Source organism: Rhodobacter calidifons (assembly GCF_011174775.1).
Taxonomy (GTDB): Bacteria; Pseudomonadota; Alphaproteobacteria; order Rhodobacterales; family Rhodobacteraceae; genus Tabrizicola; species Tabrizicola calidifons.
The window spans coordinates 41,020-57,884 of record NZ_JAANHS010000011.1; the positions used below are offsets into that span (position 1 = coordinate 41,020).

Annotated in this window: 14 protein-coding genes; 11 read left to right on the top strand and 3 right to left on the bottom strand. The window is 66.7% G+C overall.

Translation table 11 applies throughout. The features are described 5' to 3' along the window. Positions 1-104: 104 nt before the first annotated feature. Entirely contained in the window at positions 105-521 is a 417-nt protein-coding gene (locus G8O29_RS13795; RefSeq protein ID WP_166403809.1) for a tellurite resistance TerB family protein, read from the bottom strand. Between the two features lie 109 nt (positions 522-630). On the opposite strand from G8O29_RS13795, the gene G8O29_RS13800 reads away from it, so the two are divergent. Then, positions 631-2,211 carry a lysine--tRNA ligase gene (locus G8O29_RS13800; protein WP_166403810.1) on the top strand — a complete coding sequence of 527 codons (1,581 nt, stop codon included), beginning with the start codon at positions 631-633 and terminating at the stop codon, positions 2,209-2,211. Between the two features lie 343 nt (positions 2,212-2,554). Here G8O29_RS13800 and G8O29_RS13805 read toward each other — a convergent pair whose 3' ends face one another. Then, on the bottom strand, positions 2,555-3,424 hold the full coding sequence (locus G8O29_RS13805; protein ID WP_166403811.1) for a CHAD domain-containing protein: 870 nt from the start codon (positions 3,422-3,424) through the stop codon (positions 2,555-2,557). A 120-nt stretch (positions 3,425-3,544) separates the two neighbouring features. Between G8O29_RS13805 and G8O29_RS13810 the strand changes: the two genes are divergently transcribed. Continuing rightward, positions 3,545-3,946 (top strand): DUF4864 domain-containing protein, encoded by a 402-nt coding sequence (locus G8O29_RS13810; RefSeq protein WP_166403812.1) that lies wholly within the window; start codon positions 3,545-3,547, stop codon positions 3,944-3,946. A 220-nt stretch (positions 3,947-4,166) separates the two neighbouring features. Beyond that, on the top strand, positions 4,167-6,455 hold the full coding sequence (locus G8O29_RS13815) for a right-handed parallel beta-helix repeat-containing protein (RefSeq protein ID WP_166403813.1): 2,289 nt from the start codon (positions 4,167-4,169) through the stop codon (positions 6,453-6,455). Between the two features lie 82 nt (positions 6,456-6,537). On the opposite strand, the gene G8O29_RS13820 is transcribed toward G8O29_RS13815, so the two are convergent. Further along, complete coding sequence (locus tag G8O29_RS13820; protein WP_166403851.1) at positions 6,538-7,017, bottom strand: pyridoxamine 5-phosphate oxidase; 480 nt, start codon at positions 7,015-7,017, stop codon at positions 6,538-6,540. 115 nt (positions 7,018-7,132) lie between these two features. On the opposite strand from G8O29_RS13820, the gene G8O29_RS13825 reads away from it, so the two are divergent. From G8O29_RS13825 to G8O29_RS13860, 8 genes are all read left to right on the top strand, one after another. Further along, positions 7,133-8,785, top strand: a complete 1,653-nt coding sequence (locus G8O29_RS13825) for a SulP family inorganic anion transporter (protein ID WP_166403814.1) — start codon at positions 7,133-7,135, stop codon at positions 8,783-8,785. A 288-nt stretch (positions 8,786-9,073) separates the two neighbouring features. Next, on the top strand, positions 9,074-11,032 hold the full coding sequence (acs, locus tag G8O29_RS13830; protein ID WP_166403815.1) for an acetate--CoA ligase: 1,959 nt from the start codon (positions 9,074-9,076) through the stop codon (positions 11,030-11,032). A 4-nt stretch (positions 11,033-11,036) separates the two neighbouring features. Next, the gene (locus G8O29_RS13835; protein WP_166403816.1) at positions 11,037-11,699 is read left to right on the top strand and encodes an adenylate kinase; all 663 of its coding nucleotides are present in this window, start codon (positions 11,037-11,039) and stop codon (positions 11,697-11,699) included. A 60-nt stretch (positions 11,700-11,759) separates the two neighbouring features. Beyond that, positions 11,760-12,017 carry a DUF4212 domain-containing protein gene (locus G8O29_RS13840; RefSeq protein ID WP_166403817.1) on the top strand — a complete coding sequence of 86 codons (258 nt, stop codon included), beginning with the start codon at positions 11,760-11,762 and terminating at the stop codon, positions 12,015-12,017. A 13-nt stretch (positions 12,018-12,030) separates the two neighbouring features. Next, positions 12,031-13,986, top strand: coding sequence for a sodium:solute symporter family protein (locus G8O29_RS13845; RefSeq protein ID WP_166403818.1), 1,956 nt, complete (start codon positions 12,031-12,033; stop codon positions 13,984-13,986). A 57-nt stretch (positions 13,987-14,043) separates the two neighbouring features. Next, positions 14,044-15,867: a DUF294 nucleotidyltransferase-like domain-containing protein gene (locus G8O29_RS13850; RefSeq protein ID WP_166403819.1), complete on the top strand. Its 1,824-nt coding sequence runs from the start codon at positions 14,044-14,046 to the stop codon at positions 15,865-15,867. Positions 15,868-15,871: 4 nt separating this feature from the next. After that, complete coding sequence (locus G8O29_RS13855; RefSeq protein WP_166403820.1) at positions 15,872-16,390, top strand: hypothetical protein; 519 nt, start codon at positions 15,872-15,874, stop codon at positions 16,388-16,390. Between the two features lie 3 nt (positions 16,391-16,393). Next, positions 16,394-16,774, top strand: coding sequence for a response regulator transcription factor (locus G8O29_RS13860; protein ID WP_128514954.1), 381 nt, complete (start codon positions 16,394-16,396; stop codon positions 16,772-16,774). Positions 16,775-16,865: the final 91 nt, after the last annotated feature.

Sequence of the window (16,865 nt, forward strand, 5' to 3'; positions counted from 1 at the left end):
TCGTCACACCGTCGGTTCCGAGGCACGACTCACGCGGGCCGGGCACTTTCAGGCAGAGCCATGGATCCTGAGCCTGCGGAGGCCGGGGTGCAGCCCGACCTGCGTCAGACGACCATGTGCCGCACCCTGGCCCCCCACTCGATCGCCGCCGCGTGGAGGCGGTCGATCTTCAGCTCTTCGCGGACCTCCTCCAGCATGCGGAGCTCGACCTGGGAGTGTCTTCCGTCCGCCGTGACCACGTCGCAGGCCAAGGCATAGGCGGTCTCGTAGAGGCGCTCCGGCAGGGCCTCGCGGATCAGGCCGAAGAGGGCGTCCAACCCGTCTTCCTCTTCGAACAGGTCGAAGACGATGCGGCTGACGCGGCGGATGCGGTCCGGGTCGTAGGTGGCGAAGACGGGCATGTGATTGACAATGCGGGTGATCGCGACAAGCTCGGCCGTGCGCACGTTTTCGTCCGAGGCGGAGGTGGCGACCATGACGGCGACAAGCGCGTCCTGGGGGGACATGGCGGATTCGGGCATGGTCGGCTCCTCTATGCGTCGGGCGGCAGATTATTGACGCGGCGCGGGGGGGGCAATAGAGGACGGGGGTCCCGGGGACTGGCCCCGGGCCCGTTTCAGGAGAGATGCGATGACTGCGTTGCGCGATGCGGCGATGAATTCGAAGGCCTGGCCGTTCGAAGAGGCGCGCGCGGTGCTGAAACGGTACGAGAAGAAGGCCCCGGAAAAGGGCTATGTGCTGTTCGAGACGGGCTATGGGCCCTCGGGTCTGCCGCATATCGGGACCTTCGGGGAAGTGGCGCGGACGACGATGATCCGGCGGGCCTTCGAGGTCATCAGCGACATTCCGACGCGGCTGATCTGCTTTTCCGACGACGTGGACGGGATGCGGAAGGTGCCGGAGAACGTCCCGAACCAGGAGATGCTGCGGCAGCACATGCAGAAGCCGTTGACGAGCGTGCCGGACCCCTATGGCGAGTTCGAGAGTTTCGGGCACCACAACAACGCGATGTTGCGGCGGTTCCTGGACACGTTCGGGTTCGAGTATGAATTCATCTCGGCCACCGAGTTCTACAGGTCGGGCCGGTTCGACGACACGCTGCGGCTGGCGGCGGAACGCTATGACCGGATCATGGCGATCATGCTGGCGTCCCTGCGCGAGGAGCGGCAGCAGACCTATTCCTGCTTCCTGCCGATCCATCCCGAAACGGGGCGGGTGCTGTATGTGCCGATGAAGGAGGTCAATGCGAAGGACGCGACGATCACCTTCGACGACGAGGACGGGCGGGAGTGGACGCTGCCGGTCACGGGCGGACATGTGAAGTTGCAGTGGAAGCCGGATTTCGGCGCGCGCTGGGCGGCGCTGGGCGTGGACTTCGAGATGTACGGGAAGGACCACTCCACCAACACGCCGATCTACGACGGGATCTGCGAGGTGCTGGGGGGTAGGGCGCCGAACCACATGACGTATGAGCTGTTCCTCGATGACCAGGGGCAGAAGATCTCGAAGTCGAAGGGCAACGGGCTGACCATCGACGAATGGCTGACCTATGCGGCGACGGAGAGCCTGTCGTATTTCATGTACCAGAAACCCAGGACGGCCAAGCGGCTGTGGTGGGACGTGATCCCGCGGGCGGTGGACGAGTATCACCAGCAGCTGAAGGCCTTTCCGGCGCAGACCCTGGACCAGCAGGTGAACAACCCGGTCTGGCACATCCACAACGGCAAGCCGCCGGCGTCGAAGATGGTGGTCAGCTTCGGGATGCTGCTGAATCTGGCCTCGGTCGCGGCGGCGAAGGATGCGGCGGGACTGTGGAAGTTCATCCGGCGCTATGCACCCGAGGCTTCGCCCGAGACGCACCCCGATCTGGATGCGGCGGCGGGCTTTGCGGTGCGCTATTTCGCGGACAAGATCGCGCCGACGCGGGTGTTCCGGCTGCCGGACGACCGCGAGCGGGCGGCGATGGAGGATCTGGTCGCGCGGCTGAAGGCCTGGGACGGGGGGCTGGACGACGAGGCCTTGCAGTCGATGGTCTTTGCGGTGGGCAAGGAACATGGGTTCGAGCCGCTGCGCGACTGGTTCAAGGCGCTGTACGAGGTGCTGCTCGGCGCCTCGGAGGGCCCGCGATTTGGCGGGTTCATCGCGCTGTACGGGGTCGAGGAGACGGTGACGCTGATCGAGCGGGCGCTGCGGGGCGAGCTGATCGCCTGACCCGCGCGCGGCGCCGGTTTCCATGCGGAAACCGGCCCGAAATCCGCATGGATTTCGGCGCCCGGTGACAGGCCTGGTCCCTTCGGGTGGTGGCAGCGCACACGCGGCGAAAGGCGGAAGGGGGTGCGGTCTGGCCGGGCGCTTCGGGCGCGGAGAAGGCTTTGCTGGAAGGCGACGGGACCATCCTGCGGGCCAGGTGCCGCCACGGCTGCCGCGTGCGCGTCTGACGGACTGGCGCTTCATGCGCGAGGACCTGTGCCTGCGTCTGTTTGGCGCGTCGCAAACCCTGATGCTGGGCGCCGGGGGATCCGACCGGACCGGGCGACCGGACCCGGGATCCCTCTTATGCGTTTTCGCGCCAGATCCGGCGCCAGTCGGTCCAGATGCGGGCGATCGCTTCGGGATCTCCGGCGAACAGTCGCGCCGACAGGGGAAATGCCCTGGCCTCGATCTCGGCCTGTGCGGCGTCGAGGCGCCGGGCAAGCATCTGCCGGGTCAAGTCGGGCACCTGCGCATCGGGCAGGGCCGCGACATGCGCCCGGAGGACGGCGAGGTCGTGATGGTCGCCGAGCATCTCGCCCAGCCGGTCGGCGCTGGCGACGAGGGGGGCGAACAGGTCGGGCCAGACCGGCGCAAAGAGGCGGGACTGATACCAGAAGTCCTTGGCGCGCTTGCGCCAGTCGTGGAAGGCTTCGTCCAGATGCGGGCTGCGCCGGGCGGCCCGTGCGGTGCGCAGGGCCTTTGCCCGGGTGTCGGCCAACCCCGCGCGGAGAATTCGGGTATCCTTGCCCGAAAGCGACCAGCCCTGAACCTTGTCGAGCACAGAGATCAGCCGCTCGCGAAGCGCGCCCACAGGCTCGGCAACCAGGTCCGGGCCGGGTAAGGCAAGGACAGAGTAAAGGCCCTGCATCGGTTCGGGACGGTCGGGAAACAGGCGGTCGAGAGTTGCAAGGCGGACGGCCGCATCGCGACGGGCGGACAGGGCCAGGCCGACCTCGCGCAGGGTCTGGTTGGCGGCCGGTTGTTCTGCCAGCCCGCTCCGCACCAGCCGCAAGAGCGCGCGGGTCTTCTTGAGGTTCTTGCGGATGCCGTGCACCGCCCGGGGTGCATCGATCTGGTCAAGCCGAGCCAGGGCGCTGGCGAGTTCCTCGGTGGCGATCCGGCGCAGGCTGGCGGTCAGGTCGGTGTCGGCAAGATCGAAGGCGTAGGTCACGGTCTGCGCTTCTCCTGTCCTGGCTGTCAGTCTGGCGATGGTGCGCGCGCGCGTAAAGAGGCCTTGGCAAGCCCGAAGCACGCCCTAGGTTTCGGTGCAGGTCCAGCCGGAGGGCTTGCCATGCGCCTTGCCTTGACTGTCATCGTGACGTCCGTCGTGCTTTCCCTGCCGCTCGCCGCCCAGGAAGCGCCGATCGAGAACACCATCCGCAGCCAGATCGAGGCCTTCCTTGCCGACGATTTCGCCCGGGCCTTCACCTTTGCAAGCCCCAACATCAAGCGGCTGTTCGGCACGCCCGAGAATTTCGGGGCGATGGTCAAGCAGGGCTATCCGATGGTCTACCGGCCCGCAGAGGTGCAGATGCAGGAGCTGCGCGAGATTGCGGGCAACCTGTGGCAGCGGGTCAGGATCACCGATCAGGCGGGCAAGGGCTGGTATCTCGACTACATGATGGTCGAAACGCCCGAAGGCTGGCAGATCAACGCGGTCCAGCTTCTGCCCGCGCCCGACGTGGGCGTCTAGACAAGGGTCCCCGGGCAACGCTGCATCCTCCTTGCCTCCGGCCAACCGGGCAGGGCGCGGCCCCACCCTGTTCCGTTGCGTCCGGACGAAAGGTGCCGCGCGCTGAACTGAGCGGCGGTTAAGGCTTGCTTGCTACCCCCTTCACCCCATGGCGGCGCGGTTTGTCGGGATGTCCTGACGCATCGCGTGTGGCAGAGGCGCGAAGCGAGGGTAATCGAAGATGAACAAGGCTATCACTGACGGGCTGGTCCTGATGCCGCCGCCGTTCTCGGCAGGCTTGAACCTCTGGTCGCGCGAGGACGGGACGCCCGGTTCGGGGTCGTATCAGGGCCAGCCGAACGCGGCGCTGGTGACGAACGACCAGGACTTCGGCGGCTGTCTGGAATTGCAGAAGACCGAGGCCACCCAGAAGCTGCGCAGTTTCGCGCAGACGCCGATCCAGCCGGGGCTGTATCTGCGGGTGACGGCGCGGGTGAAGGCGGTCTCGGGCAACCTGCCTGCGGTCCGAATTGCAGCCTGGGCGGGCGACGTGAACGGGCAGAACGTGGCCGGCGTGCCGCAGGTCGGGCCTTCGGTGACGCTGACCACCTATGGCGAGGTGGTGACGGTCAGCGCGATCATCTCTCCAGCCAACCGCACCGGCGTGGACCTGCCCTGGTCCCTTCAGACGGTCTATGCCCATGTGGGCCTGGACCTGACCGGGGCCAATGGCGGGGTGGTGCGGATCGACGACATCGAGGTCGAGGATGTGACCAACGTCTTCATCCGCAAGCTGATGGACTGGGTGGATGTCCGCGATTTCGGCGCGCTGGGCAACGGGACGACGAACGACGCGCCCGCCTTCCTGGCCGCAGATGCCGCGGCCGCGGGGCGCGAGATCCTCGTGCCCTCGGGCGTGTTCCGCCTGACGCAGGACGTCACGATCAACAGCCGCATCCGGTTCGAGGGCACGCTGTCGATGCCCGCGAACCGCAAGCTGACGCTGACGCGGAACTATGACCTGGACACCTACGGCCAGGCCTTCGGGTCCGAGCTGGAGGGGTTCAAGCGCGCACTTCAGGCGCTGTTCTTCTTCACTGATTATGTCACGCTGGATCTGTCGGGCCGCCGGGTGGAGATCCCCGAGCCGATCAACGTCGCGGCCCTGGCCGGGATCACCAGCTTCACCAGCCGCCGGGTGGTGCGGAACGGGTCGCTGAACGCAGTGTCGGGGCCGGCCTGGGAGACCGAAGTGGTGACCTCGGTCGCCACTTATTCGGCCGCGCAGAACACGACGCTGACCAATGTCGCCAATGTAGCCAACATCCCGGTGGGGGCGCTGGTCGAGGGCACCGGCGTCGGGCGCGAGGTCTATGTCACGGCAAGGAACGTCGGCGCGGGCACGCTGACGATCAGCCAGCCGCTCTACGCCGCCGTGGGCACGCGGACCTATACTTTCCGCCGGTTCAAGTACATGCTCGACTTCTCGGGCTTCGACCTGATGTCGCGGTTCGAGCTGGAGGACATCGAGTTCAACTGCCTGGGCGTCGGGTCGGGCGTCCTTCTGCCGATGTCGGGGTCTACCCAGCGTTTCATGTCCTGCACCTTCAACCGCCCGAAGGACCGGGGGATCAGCTCTGCCGGGACAGGCTGCCAGGGGATGTTCGTCGACATGTGCCAGTTCCTGTCGAACGAACAGTCGGTGCCGGCGGTGGACCGCACCACCATCGCGATGAACGTGCAGGCCAACGACACCAAACTGCGCAACAACCGGATCGTGCGCTTTGCGCATTTCGCAATCATCAACGGGACCGGCCACCTGATCCACGCCAATCACTTCTTCCAGGGCGACAACACGACGGCGGGCGTGCGCCGGGCCGGGCTGGTCTTTACCCAGACCAACGTCTCGACCGTGGTGACCGGCAACTACATCGACAACTGCTTCATCGAATGGGGCAACGAACACGACTCGGAGCCCGAGGAGAACGGCGAGTTCTCGTTCGGCGGGCTGAACATCGTCGGCAACGTGTTCATCTCGTCCTCGACTTCGACGGCCTTCCGCTGGATCGTGATCAAACCCTACGGTCCGGGGCATTTCCTGTCGGGCTTCACGCTGTCGGCCAACAGTTTCCGCAGCTTCGGCGTGGTGATCGACCGGGTGGAGATGGTGGACACCACCTTCGCGACGCTGGATTTCACCCGCTCGCGCAATGTGCGGGTGGAGGGGAACAGCTTCAACAACGTCAGCCAGTGGATCATCAACCCGGTCCAGGTGACCCACACGCAGAACACCGCGGCCGAGACCTGGAACGTCAGCGCGGGTGGCTTCGTGCCCTTTGGCGGGCGCATCCGCCAGGTGCAGTCGGTGGCGCCGGAAGGGATGATCACCAACGTGTCGAATGCCCCGCGCCATGTCTTCCCCTATGCGGTGCCGGGAACCGGCGCGGGCGGGAACCAGGCGCAGATCCGCTGGGGCGAGGCGGTGAAGGGCAAGGCGCTGGTGACGATGCGCATGGACGTGCCGGCCTGACGCCCGGGGGCCGGAATTCGACCGAATTCCGGGACGATTTCCGAACGGAAATCGGGGGCGGTCCTGCAGGGCCGCCCTTTTGCTACAGATCCTCGGGCGCGATGTGGAAGGCGCGGGCGAAACCGCCGTTCAGCAGCGCCGACACCGGCTGGAACCGGACGAAGGCAAAGTCGGGCAGGTCGATGTAGACGCGCGCCTTTGGCGACCTTTCCAGCCAGCGGTCGCGCAGAGCGGGGCGGGCCGGGTCGTCCTGGGGTACGAAGGCGGCGCGGGCGCGGATCATCAGGCGGGGATGGCTCAGGGGATCGCCACGCTCGCCCACCTCACCCAGCATCAGCGCGCAGTCGGGCCGGTCCCGCAAGGCGCGGAAATGCGGCGCAAGGCCCGAGACCAGCGTCAGGAGCCCGGCCTCCGGGTCGCGGGCAAAGGCGATGCGGCTGATGCCCGGAGTGCCGGTGTCCGGGTCGCTCCAGGCCAGGGCGGCATGTCCAAGGGCCAGGAGGTCCTTCGCCAGGCGGCGGGCGTCGTCGTCGGCGGGGCGGACCGGATCTTTTGGAGGGATGTTCGGGGTCATCTGATCTGCTGCGGTTGACAGGACGGTTGGCGAGGAGTCTTCTGACGGCATTTCCCCTCGCTTGCCAGCGATTACTGGCCGGATCCCTGGTTTGGACAAGACGATGAGCGACAGTGCGCGGGGCCAGAGCGGCCCGACGGAGTTCCTACCCAAGCTGCTGACGGTCTGGCGCGAGGGCTATCGGCTTGCCGATCTGCGCGCCGATGCGCTGGCCGGGCTGACCGTGGCGATCGTCGCCCTGCCCCTGTCCATGGCCATCGCCATCGCCAGCGGCGTGGGGCCGGAACGCGGGCTTTACACCACCATCGTCGGCGGCTTCCTCGTCAGCGCGCTGGGCGGGTCGCGCTATCAGATCGGCGGGCCGGCGGGGGCGTTCATCGTGCTGGTGTCGGCCTGTGTCATGGCGATCGGGGTCGAGGGGCTGATCCTGGCCACGCTGCTGTCCGGGGTGATCCTGATCGCAGCCGGGGCGCTGCGGATCGGGACCTATATCCGCTATATCCCCTATCCCGTGACCGTTGGCTTCACCGCCGGGATCGCGGTCATCATCTTCGCCAGCCAGCTGCGCGAGATGTTCGGGCTGACATTGCCGGGGGGCGAACCGGGCGAGATCCTGGCCAAGGTAGAGGCGCTGTGGGCCGCAAGGGAAACGGTCACCTGGGCGGCCGTCGCGGTCGCCGCGCTGACCGCAGCGGTGATCCTGGGCCTGCGACAGGTCCGGCCGCATTGGCCGGGGATGCTGATCGGGGTGGTCACCGCGTCGGTCGTCACGGCGGCTCTGGGCCTGCCGGTCGCCACCATCGGCACGCGCTTTGGCGCCCTGCCGCAGATCCTGCCCGCGCCGTCCCTGCCCGACCTGAGCCTTTGGCGCGAGGCGCTGCCCTGGGCGGCGAGCTTTGCCCTTCTGGGCGCGATCGAGTCGCTCTTGTCCGCCGTCGTCGCCGACGGGATGTCCGGCACGCGCCATCGGTCGAACGCGGAACTGGTGGCGCAGGGCGTGGCGAACATCGGTTCGGCCCTCTTTGGCGGCTTCTGCGTCACCGGGACCATTGCGCGCACGGCAACCAACGTGCGGGCGGGCAGCCGGGGGCCGGTGTCGGGGATGCTGCATGCGCTGTTCCTTCTGGCCTTCCTGATGGTCGCGGCCCCCCTGGCCGCCTATATCCCGCTGGCTGCACTTGCCGGCGTGCTGGCCGTCGTCGCCTGGGGCATGGCAGAGCGGCACGAGTTCGCGGCCCTGCTGCGGTCCTCGCGCGGGGATGCGCTGGTGGTCAGCGTGACCTTCCTGCTGGTGGTGTTCCGCGACCTGACCGAGGGGATCATCGTCGGCTTCGCGCTGGCGGGCCTCGTCTTCATCAAGCGGATGTCCGAGACCGCCGCCGTCCGGCCCCGTACCGACCAGCCCGAAACGCCGCGTGCCGACCGGGTGGTCTATCACCTGGAGGGCCCCTATTTCTTTGGCGCCGCCGCGCAGCTGGGCGGGGTGCTGGACCGCATCGCCGAGGCCCCCCGGGCTCTGGTCCTGGACATGTCGGCGGTGCCGCTGATCGACAGTTCCGGCGCGCGGGGCTTTCACAGCCTGGCCGACCGCGCGCGGCGCAAGGGTGGGCAGCTTTACCTTGTGGGCCTGACCCACAAGCTGCGGCGTCAGCTGGAGGCGCAGGGCCTGCGCGAACCGGAAGTGCTGTACCTGCCCGACATCCAGGCCGTCGATGCCGCGCTGGATGGCCCCGCAACCGTCGGCGAATCACGCTGACCCTTTACCGGGTTTCAAGGTCTGCCCCCCTGCACCCCCGCGCCCGCAGCACCCCTGCGGGTGTGAGCGGTAACGGCTGTGCGAAAGCAAGCACTTGGCCGCCACACTTTTCACACATTTGCAGAATTGACTACCAATCAGTCAATGAATTTACAGAATTATGTTGGAAAAATAGGGGGTTACGAAATTCTTTACGAAGTGCTAAGTTTACCCGGGGAAAGAGGGTTCCTGGCCGAATACTGATACAGTCGAGGGGTGTCTGTGACAGCCCTTCGGGAGGAGAAGAGAATGAGCGAAGCAGCCAAATCCGTCTATCCGCCGTCCGCCGACTTTGTTGCCAGGGCGCATGTCGATGCCGAGGGCTATGCCCGGCGTTACGCCGCCTCGATCGCGGACCCCGAGGCGTTCTGGGGTGCGGAAGGCCAGCGGATTGACTGGATCCGGCCCTATACCCGGGTGAAGAACACCTCGTTCCAGCCGGGCAACGTGTCGATCAGGTGGTTCGAGGACGGCACGCTGAACGTCAGCGCCAACTGCATCGACCGCCACATGCTGACCCGCGCCGAGCAGACCGCGATCATCTGGGAGCCGGACGATCCGAAGACCCCGGCCAGGCACATCACCTACCGCGAGCTTCTGGAACAGACTTGCCGCCTGGCCAACGTGCTGAAAGCGCATGGGGTGCAGAAGGGCGACCGCGTGGTCCTTTACATGCCGATGATCCCCGAGGCAGCCTATGCGATGCTGGCCTGCACCCGGATCGGGGCGATCCATTCGGTGGTGTTCGGCGGCTTTTCTCCCGATGCGCTGGCCAACCGGATCAACGACTGCGACGCGAAGCTTGTCATCACGGCCGACTGGGCGCCGCGCGGCGGCCGGAAGACGGGCCTCAAGGACAACACCGACAAGGCGCTGCTGCATTGCTCGGACCATGTGAAGGTGCTGGTGGTCAAGCGCACCGGCGATCAGACCTCCTGGGTCGAGGGGCGCGATTTCGACCTGACGGCGGAAATGGCGGCGGCCAAGCCCTATTGCCCCTATGTCGAGGTCGGCGCGGAAGACCCGATGTTCATCCTTTACACCTCGGGCTCGACCGGCAAGCCGAAGGGCGTGGTGCATACCACGGGCGGCTATCTGGTCTATGCCTCGATGACGCAGCAGCTGACCTTCGACTATCACGACGGCGATGTCTTCTGGTGCACGGCGGACGTGGGCTGGGTCACAGGGCACAGCTATATCGTCTACGGGCCTCTGGCCAATGGCGCCACGACGCTGATGTTCGAGGGCGTGCCGACCTACCCCGACGCGGGCCGCTTCTGGGAGGTCTGCGCCAAGCACAAGGTCAACCAGTTCTACACCGCCCCCACCGCGATCCGTTCGCTGATGGGGCTGGGCACCGAATGGGTCGAAAAGCACGACCTGTCGTCGCTGAAGGTGCTGGGCTCGGTGGGCGAGCCGATCAACCCCGAGGCCTGGGCCTGGTACAACACCCATGTCGGCAAGGGGAAGCTGCCGATCGTCGATACCTTCTGGCAGACCGAGACCGGCGGCCACATGCTGACGCCGCTGCCCGGCGCGATCCCGACCAAGCCCGGCTCGGCCACCAAGCCCTTTTTCGGCGTCAAGCCGGTGGTGCTGGATGCGGCCTCGGGCAAGGTGCAGGAAGAGGTCGAGACCGAGGGCGTGCTGTGCTTTGCCGACAGCTGGCCGGGGCAGATGCGGACGCTGTGGGGCGACCACCAGCGGTTCGAGGAAGCCTATTTCAGCCAGTACAAGGGCTATTACTTCACCGGTGACGGCTGCCGGCGCGATGCGGACGGCTATTACTGGATCACGGGCCGGGTGGATGACGTCATCAACGTCAGCGGCCACCGGATGGGCACGGCAGAGGTGGAATCGGCGCTGGTCGCGCACGAGGCGGTGGCCGAAGCGGCCGTGGTGGGCTATCCGCACGACATCAAGGGCCAGGGCATCTATGCCTATGTGACCCTGATGAAGGGGGTCGAGCCCAGCGAGGAGTTGCGCAAGGAGCTGGAGGCCTGGGTGCGGCAGGAGATCGGTCCGATCGCCAAGCCCGACCTGATCCAGTGGGCGCCGGGCCTGCCCAAGACCCGGTCCGGCAAGATCATGCGCCGCATCCTGCGCAAGATCGCCGAGAACGACTTTGGCTCCCTTGGCGACACCTCGACCCTTGCCGATCCCTCGGTGGTCGATGACCTGATCGCCAACCGCATGAACCGGGGCTAGGGGCGTGGGTCCGGTTCTGATCCTTCTTGGCCCGCCCGGAGCAGGCAAGGGCACGCAGGCGCGGATGCTGGAGAAGGACTTCGGTCTGGTCCAGCTTTCGACCGGCGACCTGTTGCGCGCGGCGGTGGCGGCGGGAACCGAGGCGGGCCGCAAAGCCAAGGCGGTGATGGAGGCGGGTCAACTGGTCAGCGACGACATCGTGCTGGCGATCCTGAAGGACCGCATGGCGCAGCAGGATGTGGCCAAGGGCATCATCCTGGACGGCTTTCCGCGCACCGCCGGTCAGGCTGCCGCGCTGGACGGGCTTCTGGCCGAGGCGGGGGCGCGCGTGACCGCCGCCATCAGCCTTGAAGTCGAGGACGAGGCGATGGTCGCCCGCGTCTCGGGCCGCTACACCTGCGCCGCCTGCGGCGAGGGGTATCATGACGAGTTCAAGCAGCCCGCCACGGCGGGGACCTGCGACAAATGCGGCGGCACGGCGTTCAAGCGCCGGGCCGACGACACTGCCGAGACGGTGCGGGCCAGGCTTGCCGCCTACCACGCCGACACGGCACCGCTGATCGCGTTTTACGAGTCGCAGTCAGTGCTGGAACGGGTGCCGGCGATGGGGTCCATCGACGGCATCCGCGCCATGCTGGCCGATATCGTGGGGCGCGTTTCAGCCTGACGGGAGGGGCCGTTCCCCCGGATCCCCCGGGGGGCGGAAAACAAGAAAGGGAGAGTACTCATGGCAGACAAATCTTCTGCCAACGCCTATTGGGCAGCGAACGTCCGGATCATCCTGATTTCTCTGGCGATCTGGTTCGCATGCTCGTTCGGGCTTGGCATCCTGCTTCGGCCTGCGCTGAAGGGCATCATGATCGGCGGTGCCGATCTGGGCTTCTGGATGGCGCAGAACGGGTCGATCTATGTCTTCATCATCCTGATTTTCGCCTACGCGAAGATGATGGGCAAGGTCGACCGCGATCACGGCGTGGAAGAGTAAGGGGACGGGACAGATGGATCAGTTTACCCTGAACCTGATCGTGGTTGGCATCACCTTTGCCATCTACATCGGGATTGCGATCTGGGCCCGGGCGGGCTCGACCTCGGAATTCTATGCGGCCGGTCAGGGTGTTCCCCCGGTCATGAACGGCATGGCGACGGGCGCGGACTGGATGTCGGCGGCCTCGTTCATTTCCATGGCGGGGATCATCGCCCTGGCCCCGGTCGGCGGCTACACGCAATCGGCCTTCCTGATGGGCTGGACCGGGGGCTATGTGCTTCTGGCGATGCTTCTGGCGCCCTATCTGCGCAAGTTCGGCAAGTTCACCGTGCCGGAATTCATCGGCGACCGCTTCTATTCCAAGACGGCGCGACTGGTGGCGGTGCTTTGCCTGATCGTGATCTCGGTCACCTACGTTATCGGCCAGATGCGCGGCGTCGGCGTGACCTTCTCGCGCTTCCTGGAAGTGACGACCGACACCGGCCTCTACATCGGTGCCGCCGTCGTGTTCGCCTATGCCGTGCTTGGCGGGATGAAGGGGATCACCTACACCCAGGTTGCCCAGTACATCGTGCTGATCATCGCCTACACCATCCCGGCGATCTTCATCTCGCTGTCCTTGACCGGCAACTTCCTGCCGCAGCTGGGCCTGATCGGGTCCTATGCACCGCAGGGCGGCGAGATCTCGATGCTGGCCAAGCTGGACCAGGTCGTGACGGAACTGGGCTTCACCGCCTACACCGCCGACACGACGAACATGTTCAACATGTTCCTCTTCACCATGGCGCTGATGATCGGCACCGCGGGCCTGCCGCACGTCATCATCCGCTTCTTCACCGTTCCGAAGGTCGCGGACGCCCGTTCGTCGGCCGGCTGGGCGCTGGTGTTCATCGCGCTTCTGTACACCGTCGCTCCGGCGGTGGGGGCGATGGCCCGGCTGAACCTGTCCACCACCTTCTGGCCGGGTGCGGTTGACGGCTCGGCCTTCTCGAAGCCCGCGCTGTCGGTTGCGGAAATCGAGTCGAACCCGAAACTGTCCTGGATCAACACCTGGAAGGCCACCAAGCTTCTGGAGTTCGAGGACAAGAACGGCGACGGCCTGATCCAGTACTTCAACGAGCCCAAGGCCGTGACCGAGGCCAACAAGGCCCTGGCCGAAGCCCAGAAGGCCCTGGCGGAAGCCGCGGCGGATGCCGACAAGACCGCGCTGGAAGCTGCCGTGACGGCCGCGACCGAAGCGCGCGACAAGGTGCTGGCCGAAACCATGCTGGGCGGCAAGTCGATGGCCGAACTTGGCCTGACCGCGAACGAGGTCACCAAGGTGGACAACGACATCATGGTGCTGGCGAACCCGGAAATCGCGGCTCTGCCGGGCTGGGTCGTGGCGCTGGTCGCCGCGGGTGGTCTGGCGGCTGCGCTCTCCACCGCTGCGGGTCTGCTCTTGGCCATCTCGTCGGCCGTAAGCCATGACCTGATCAAGGGCGCGATCAATCCGAACATCAGCGAAAAGGGCGAACTTCTGGCCGCCCGGATCTCGATGGCCTTCGCGATTGCGCTGGCCACCTGGCTTGGCCTCAACCCGCCCGGCTTTGCAGCGCAGGTGGTGGCGCTGGCCTTCGGTCTGGCGGCTGCCACGATCTTCCCGGTCCTCATGATGGGGATCTTCTCGAAGCGCGTGAACACCGCCGGTGCCGTCACCGGGATGCTGGCCGGTCTGGTCTTCACCTCGGTCTACATCTTCCTCTACCTGGGCTGGTTCTTCATCCCCGGCACGAACGTGTATCCGAACACGCCGGATCAGCACTTCTTCGGGATCTCGCCGCTGTCGATCGGCACCATCGGTGCGGTGGTGAACTTCATCGTCGCCTATGTGGTGTCGATGGTCACCAAGGCCCCGCCGCAGCATGTGGTGGACCTGGTGGAATCGATCCGCGTGCCCAAGGGCGCCGGACAGGCCGTGGCTCACTAAGACCCTTTGCGCCTCCGGGGAAACCCGGGGGCGCATCCTCCTTGCCGGAACAGGATCATGGATCAGGACAGCACCCCGCTTCTGGCCTTCCTGGAGACGGTGCACCCCTACGACAGCCTGCCGCGGGACGAGATGGCGCGTGTCGCCGCCTCCTTCAGCCGCAGGCATTACGACGACGGTGCGGTGATCTATGCCGCCGGAGAGCCGCTGACCGGGATCTTCCTGATCCTGGAAGGCTCGGTCGAGGTGCTGGAGCCTTCCGGGGGCCTCGTGTCCCTTCTCGGTCCGCGCAACAGTTTCGGCGAACGCGGGCTGTTGCGCGACGGGATGGCGGTGACGACGGCGCGCGCGACCCGGGGCGCGGACATCCTCATGCTGCCGGAGGCCGAGTTCCGCCGCCTGATCGCGACCTATCCGGCCTTCGAGCGCTTTTTCCACCGGGGACGCCAGCACGAGGCGCGCGAGGCCGACATCTCGACCCGCAAGGTCGGCGACCTGATCGCCCGCGCGCCGATTGCCGTGCCGCCCGACACGCCCATCCGCGAGGCGGCCAGACGGATGCGCGATGCGCATATCTCCTGCCTGGCGATCACCGAAGGCGACCGGCTGGTCGGCATCGTCACCGCGAGGGATTTCGTGAACAAGGTGCTGGCCGAGGGGCTGGACCCTGCGGCCCCGGTAAGCCGGGTGATGGCGGCTGACCCGATGGTGCTGACGCCGGACAGTCTGGGGTCGGACGTGCTGAACCGGATGCTGGAGCACCGGATCGGCCATCTGCCGGTGGTGGATGACGGCAGGCTGGTGGGCATGATCACCCAGACCGATCTGGTGCGGTTCCAGGCGGTGTCCTCGGCCCTGCTGGTGCGCGACGCCGCGACGGCGCAGACGGTGGCGGAACTGGCCGAGAATACGGCGCGCATCCCCCGCCTTCTGGTGCAGCTGGTCGGCGGCGGCAGCGCGCATGAGGTGGTGACGCGGCTGATCACCGACATCGCAGATACGGTGACGCGGCGGCTTCTGGCGATGGCCGAGGCGGAACTGGGCCCGGCGCCGGTGCCTTACCTCTGGCTCGCCTGCGGCAGCCAGGGGCGGCAGGAGCAGACGGGCGTCAGCGATCAGGACAACTGCCTGATGATCGACGATGCCGCGACCGAGGCCGACATGGGCTATTTTGCCCGGCTGGCGAAGATCGTCTCGGACGGGCTGAACGCCTGCGGCTATGTCTATTGCCCCGGTGACATGATGGCGACCAATCCGCAGTGGTGCCAGCGCATGTCCGTCTGGCGCGGCTATTTCCGCAAATGGATCACGACCCCCGATCCGATGGCGCAGATGCTGGCCAGCGTGATGTTCGACCTGCGCGCCATCGGCGGGACGGCCAGCCTTTACACCGAATTGCAGGCCGAAGTGCTTGAGCTGGCCGCGAAGAACTCGATCTTCGTGGCGCACATGATCTCCAACAGCCTGAAGCACAATCCTCCGCTGGGCCTGTTGCGCGGCTTCGCCACGATCCGGTCGGGGGAATACAAGAACCACATCGACCTCAAGCACAACGGCGTGGTGCCGGTGGTCGATCTGGGACGGGTCTATGCGCTGATCGGACAGTTGCCAGCGGTGAACACGCGCGCCCGGCTGGAAGCGGCGGTAGAGGCGGGCGTCATCAGCGCCAGCGGAGGGCGCGACCTGATCGAGGCATACGACCTGATCGCTCAGGCCCGGCTGGAACATCAGGCGCGGCGGGTGAAGGGCGGAGAAAAGCCCGACAACTTCATCGCGCCCTCGGAACTGTCGGATTTCGAACGCAGCCACCTGCGCGACGCCTTTGTCGTCGTGCGCACCATGCAATCTGCCGTGGGCCAGGCCCGCGGCGCCAGGAGTTGATCAGATGGCCCTTGAACTGATCGGCGCGATCCTTGCGGCCGCCACCCTGGGCCTGCTGGCCTGGGCGCTGCGGCGCTGGCGGCCCGGCCTGCCGCGCTGGTTCGTGCCCGTCATGGCGGCGGCGGGCCTGATCGGCGCGACGCTGGTGCTGGAATACAGCTGGTATGGCCGGGTCGCGGCGGAACTGCCGCCGGGGATCGAAGTGGTCCGCGTCGAGGAAGAGGCGATGCCGCTGCGGCCCTGGACCTACCTCAAGCCGATCACCATGCGCTTCTGGGCCCTGGACCAGCGCAAGCGGATGATCCACCCGCAGATCGGCAGTCTGCGGATTGTGCCGCTGCTGAAATTCGCACGCTGGCGCCCGGTCGAAAGCGGCCTCATGGCCATCGACTGCGCCGGGGGGCGGCAGGTTCTGGTGGTCGAGGGGGTGGAGATCACCGAGGCCGGGGAATTGACGGGGGCAGAGTGGCAGGCGGCTCCCGAGGGCGATGCCCTTCAGGCCGCCGCGTGCAGAGAGGGGTAGGGCATGGACCGCAAGCCGCGCATCCTGGTGGTCGAGGACGAGGACAACATCGCCGTCGCACTGGATTACCTGATGACCCGCGAAGGCTATGACCATGACCGGGTCTCGAACGGGGCCGACGCCCTGCCCCGCATCCGCGACACCCATCCCGACCTGGTGCTGCTGGACGTGATGCTGCCCGAGGTCTCGGGCTACGAGATCTGCGAGGGCATCCGCACCGATCCCTCGCTGGCGGACGTGAAGGTGCTGATGATGACCGCGCGGGGGTCGGCCATCGAACGCCGCAAGGGCCTTGCGCTCGGGGCGGACGGGTTCATTTCGAAGCCTTTCGAGCTGAAGGACCTGCGCGACGAGGTGCGGCGGCTTCTGATCGGAGCGGGCTAGGCCATGGCCGGGCTTCGCGCAGGGGTGGGATGCAGGGCGCTTCCCTCCCCCCTTCGTGGGCGAGGGAGAGGATGGCGGGGCCGCTTGGCCT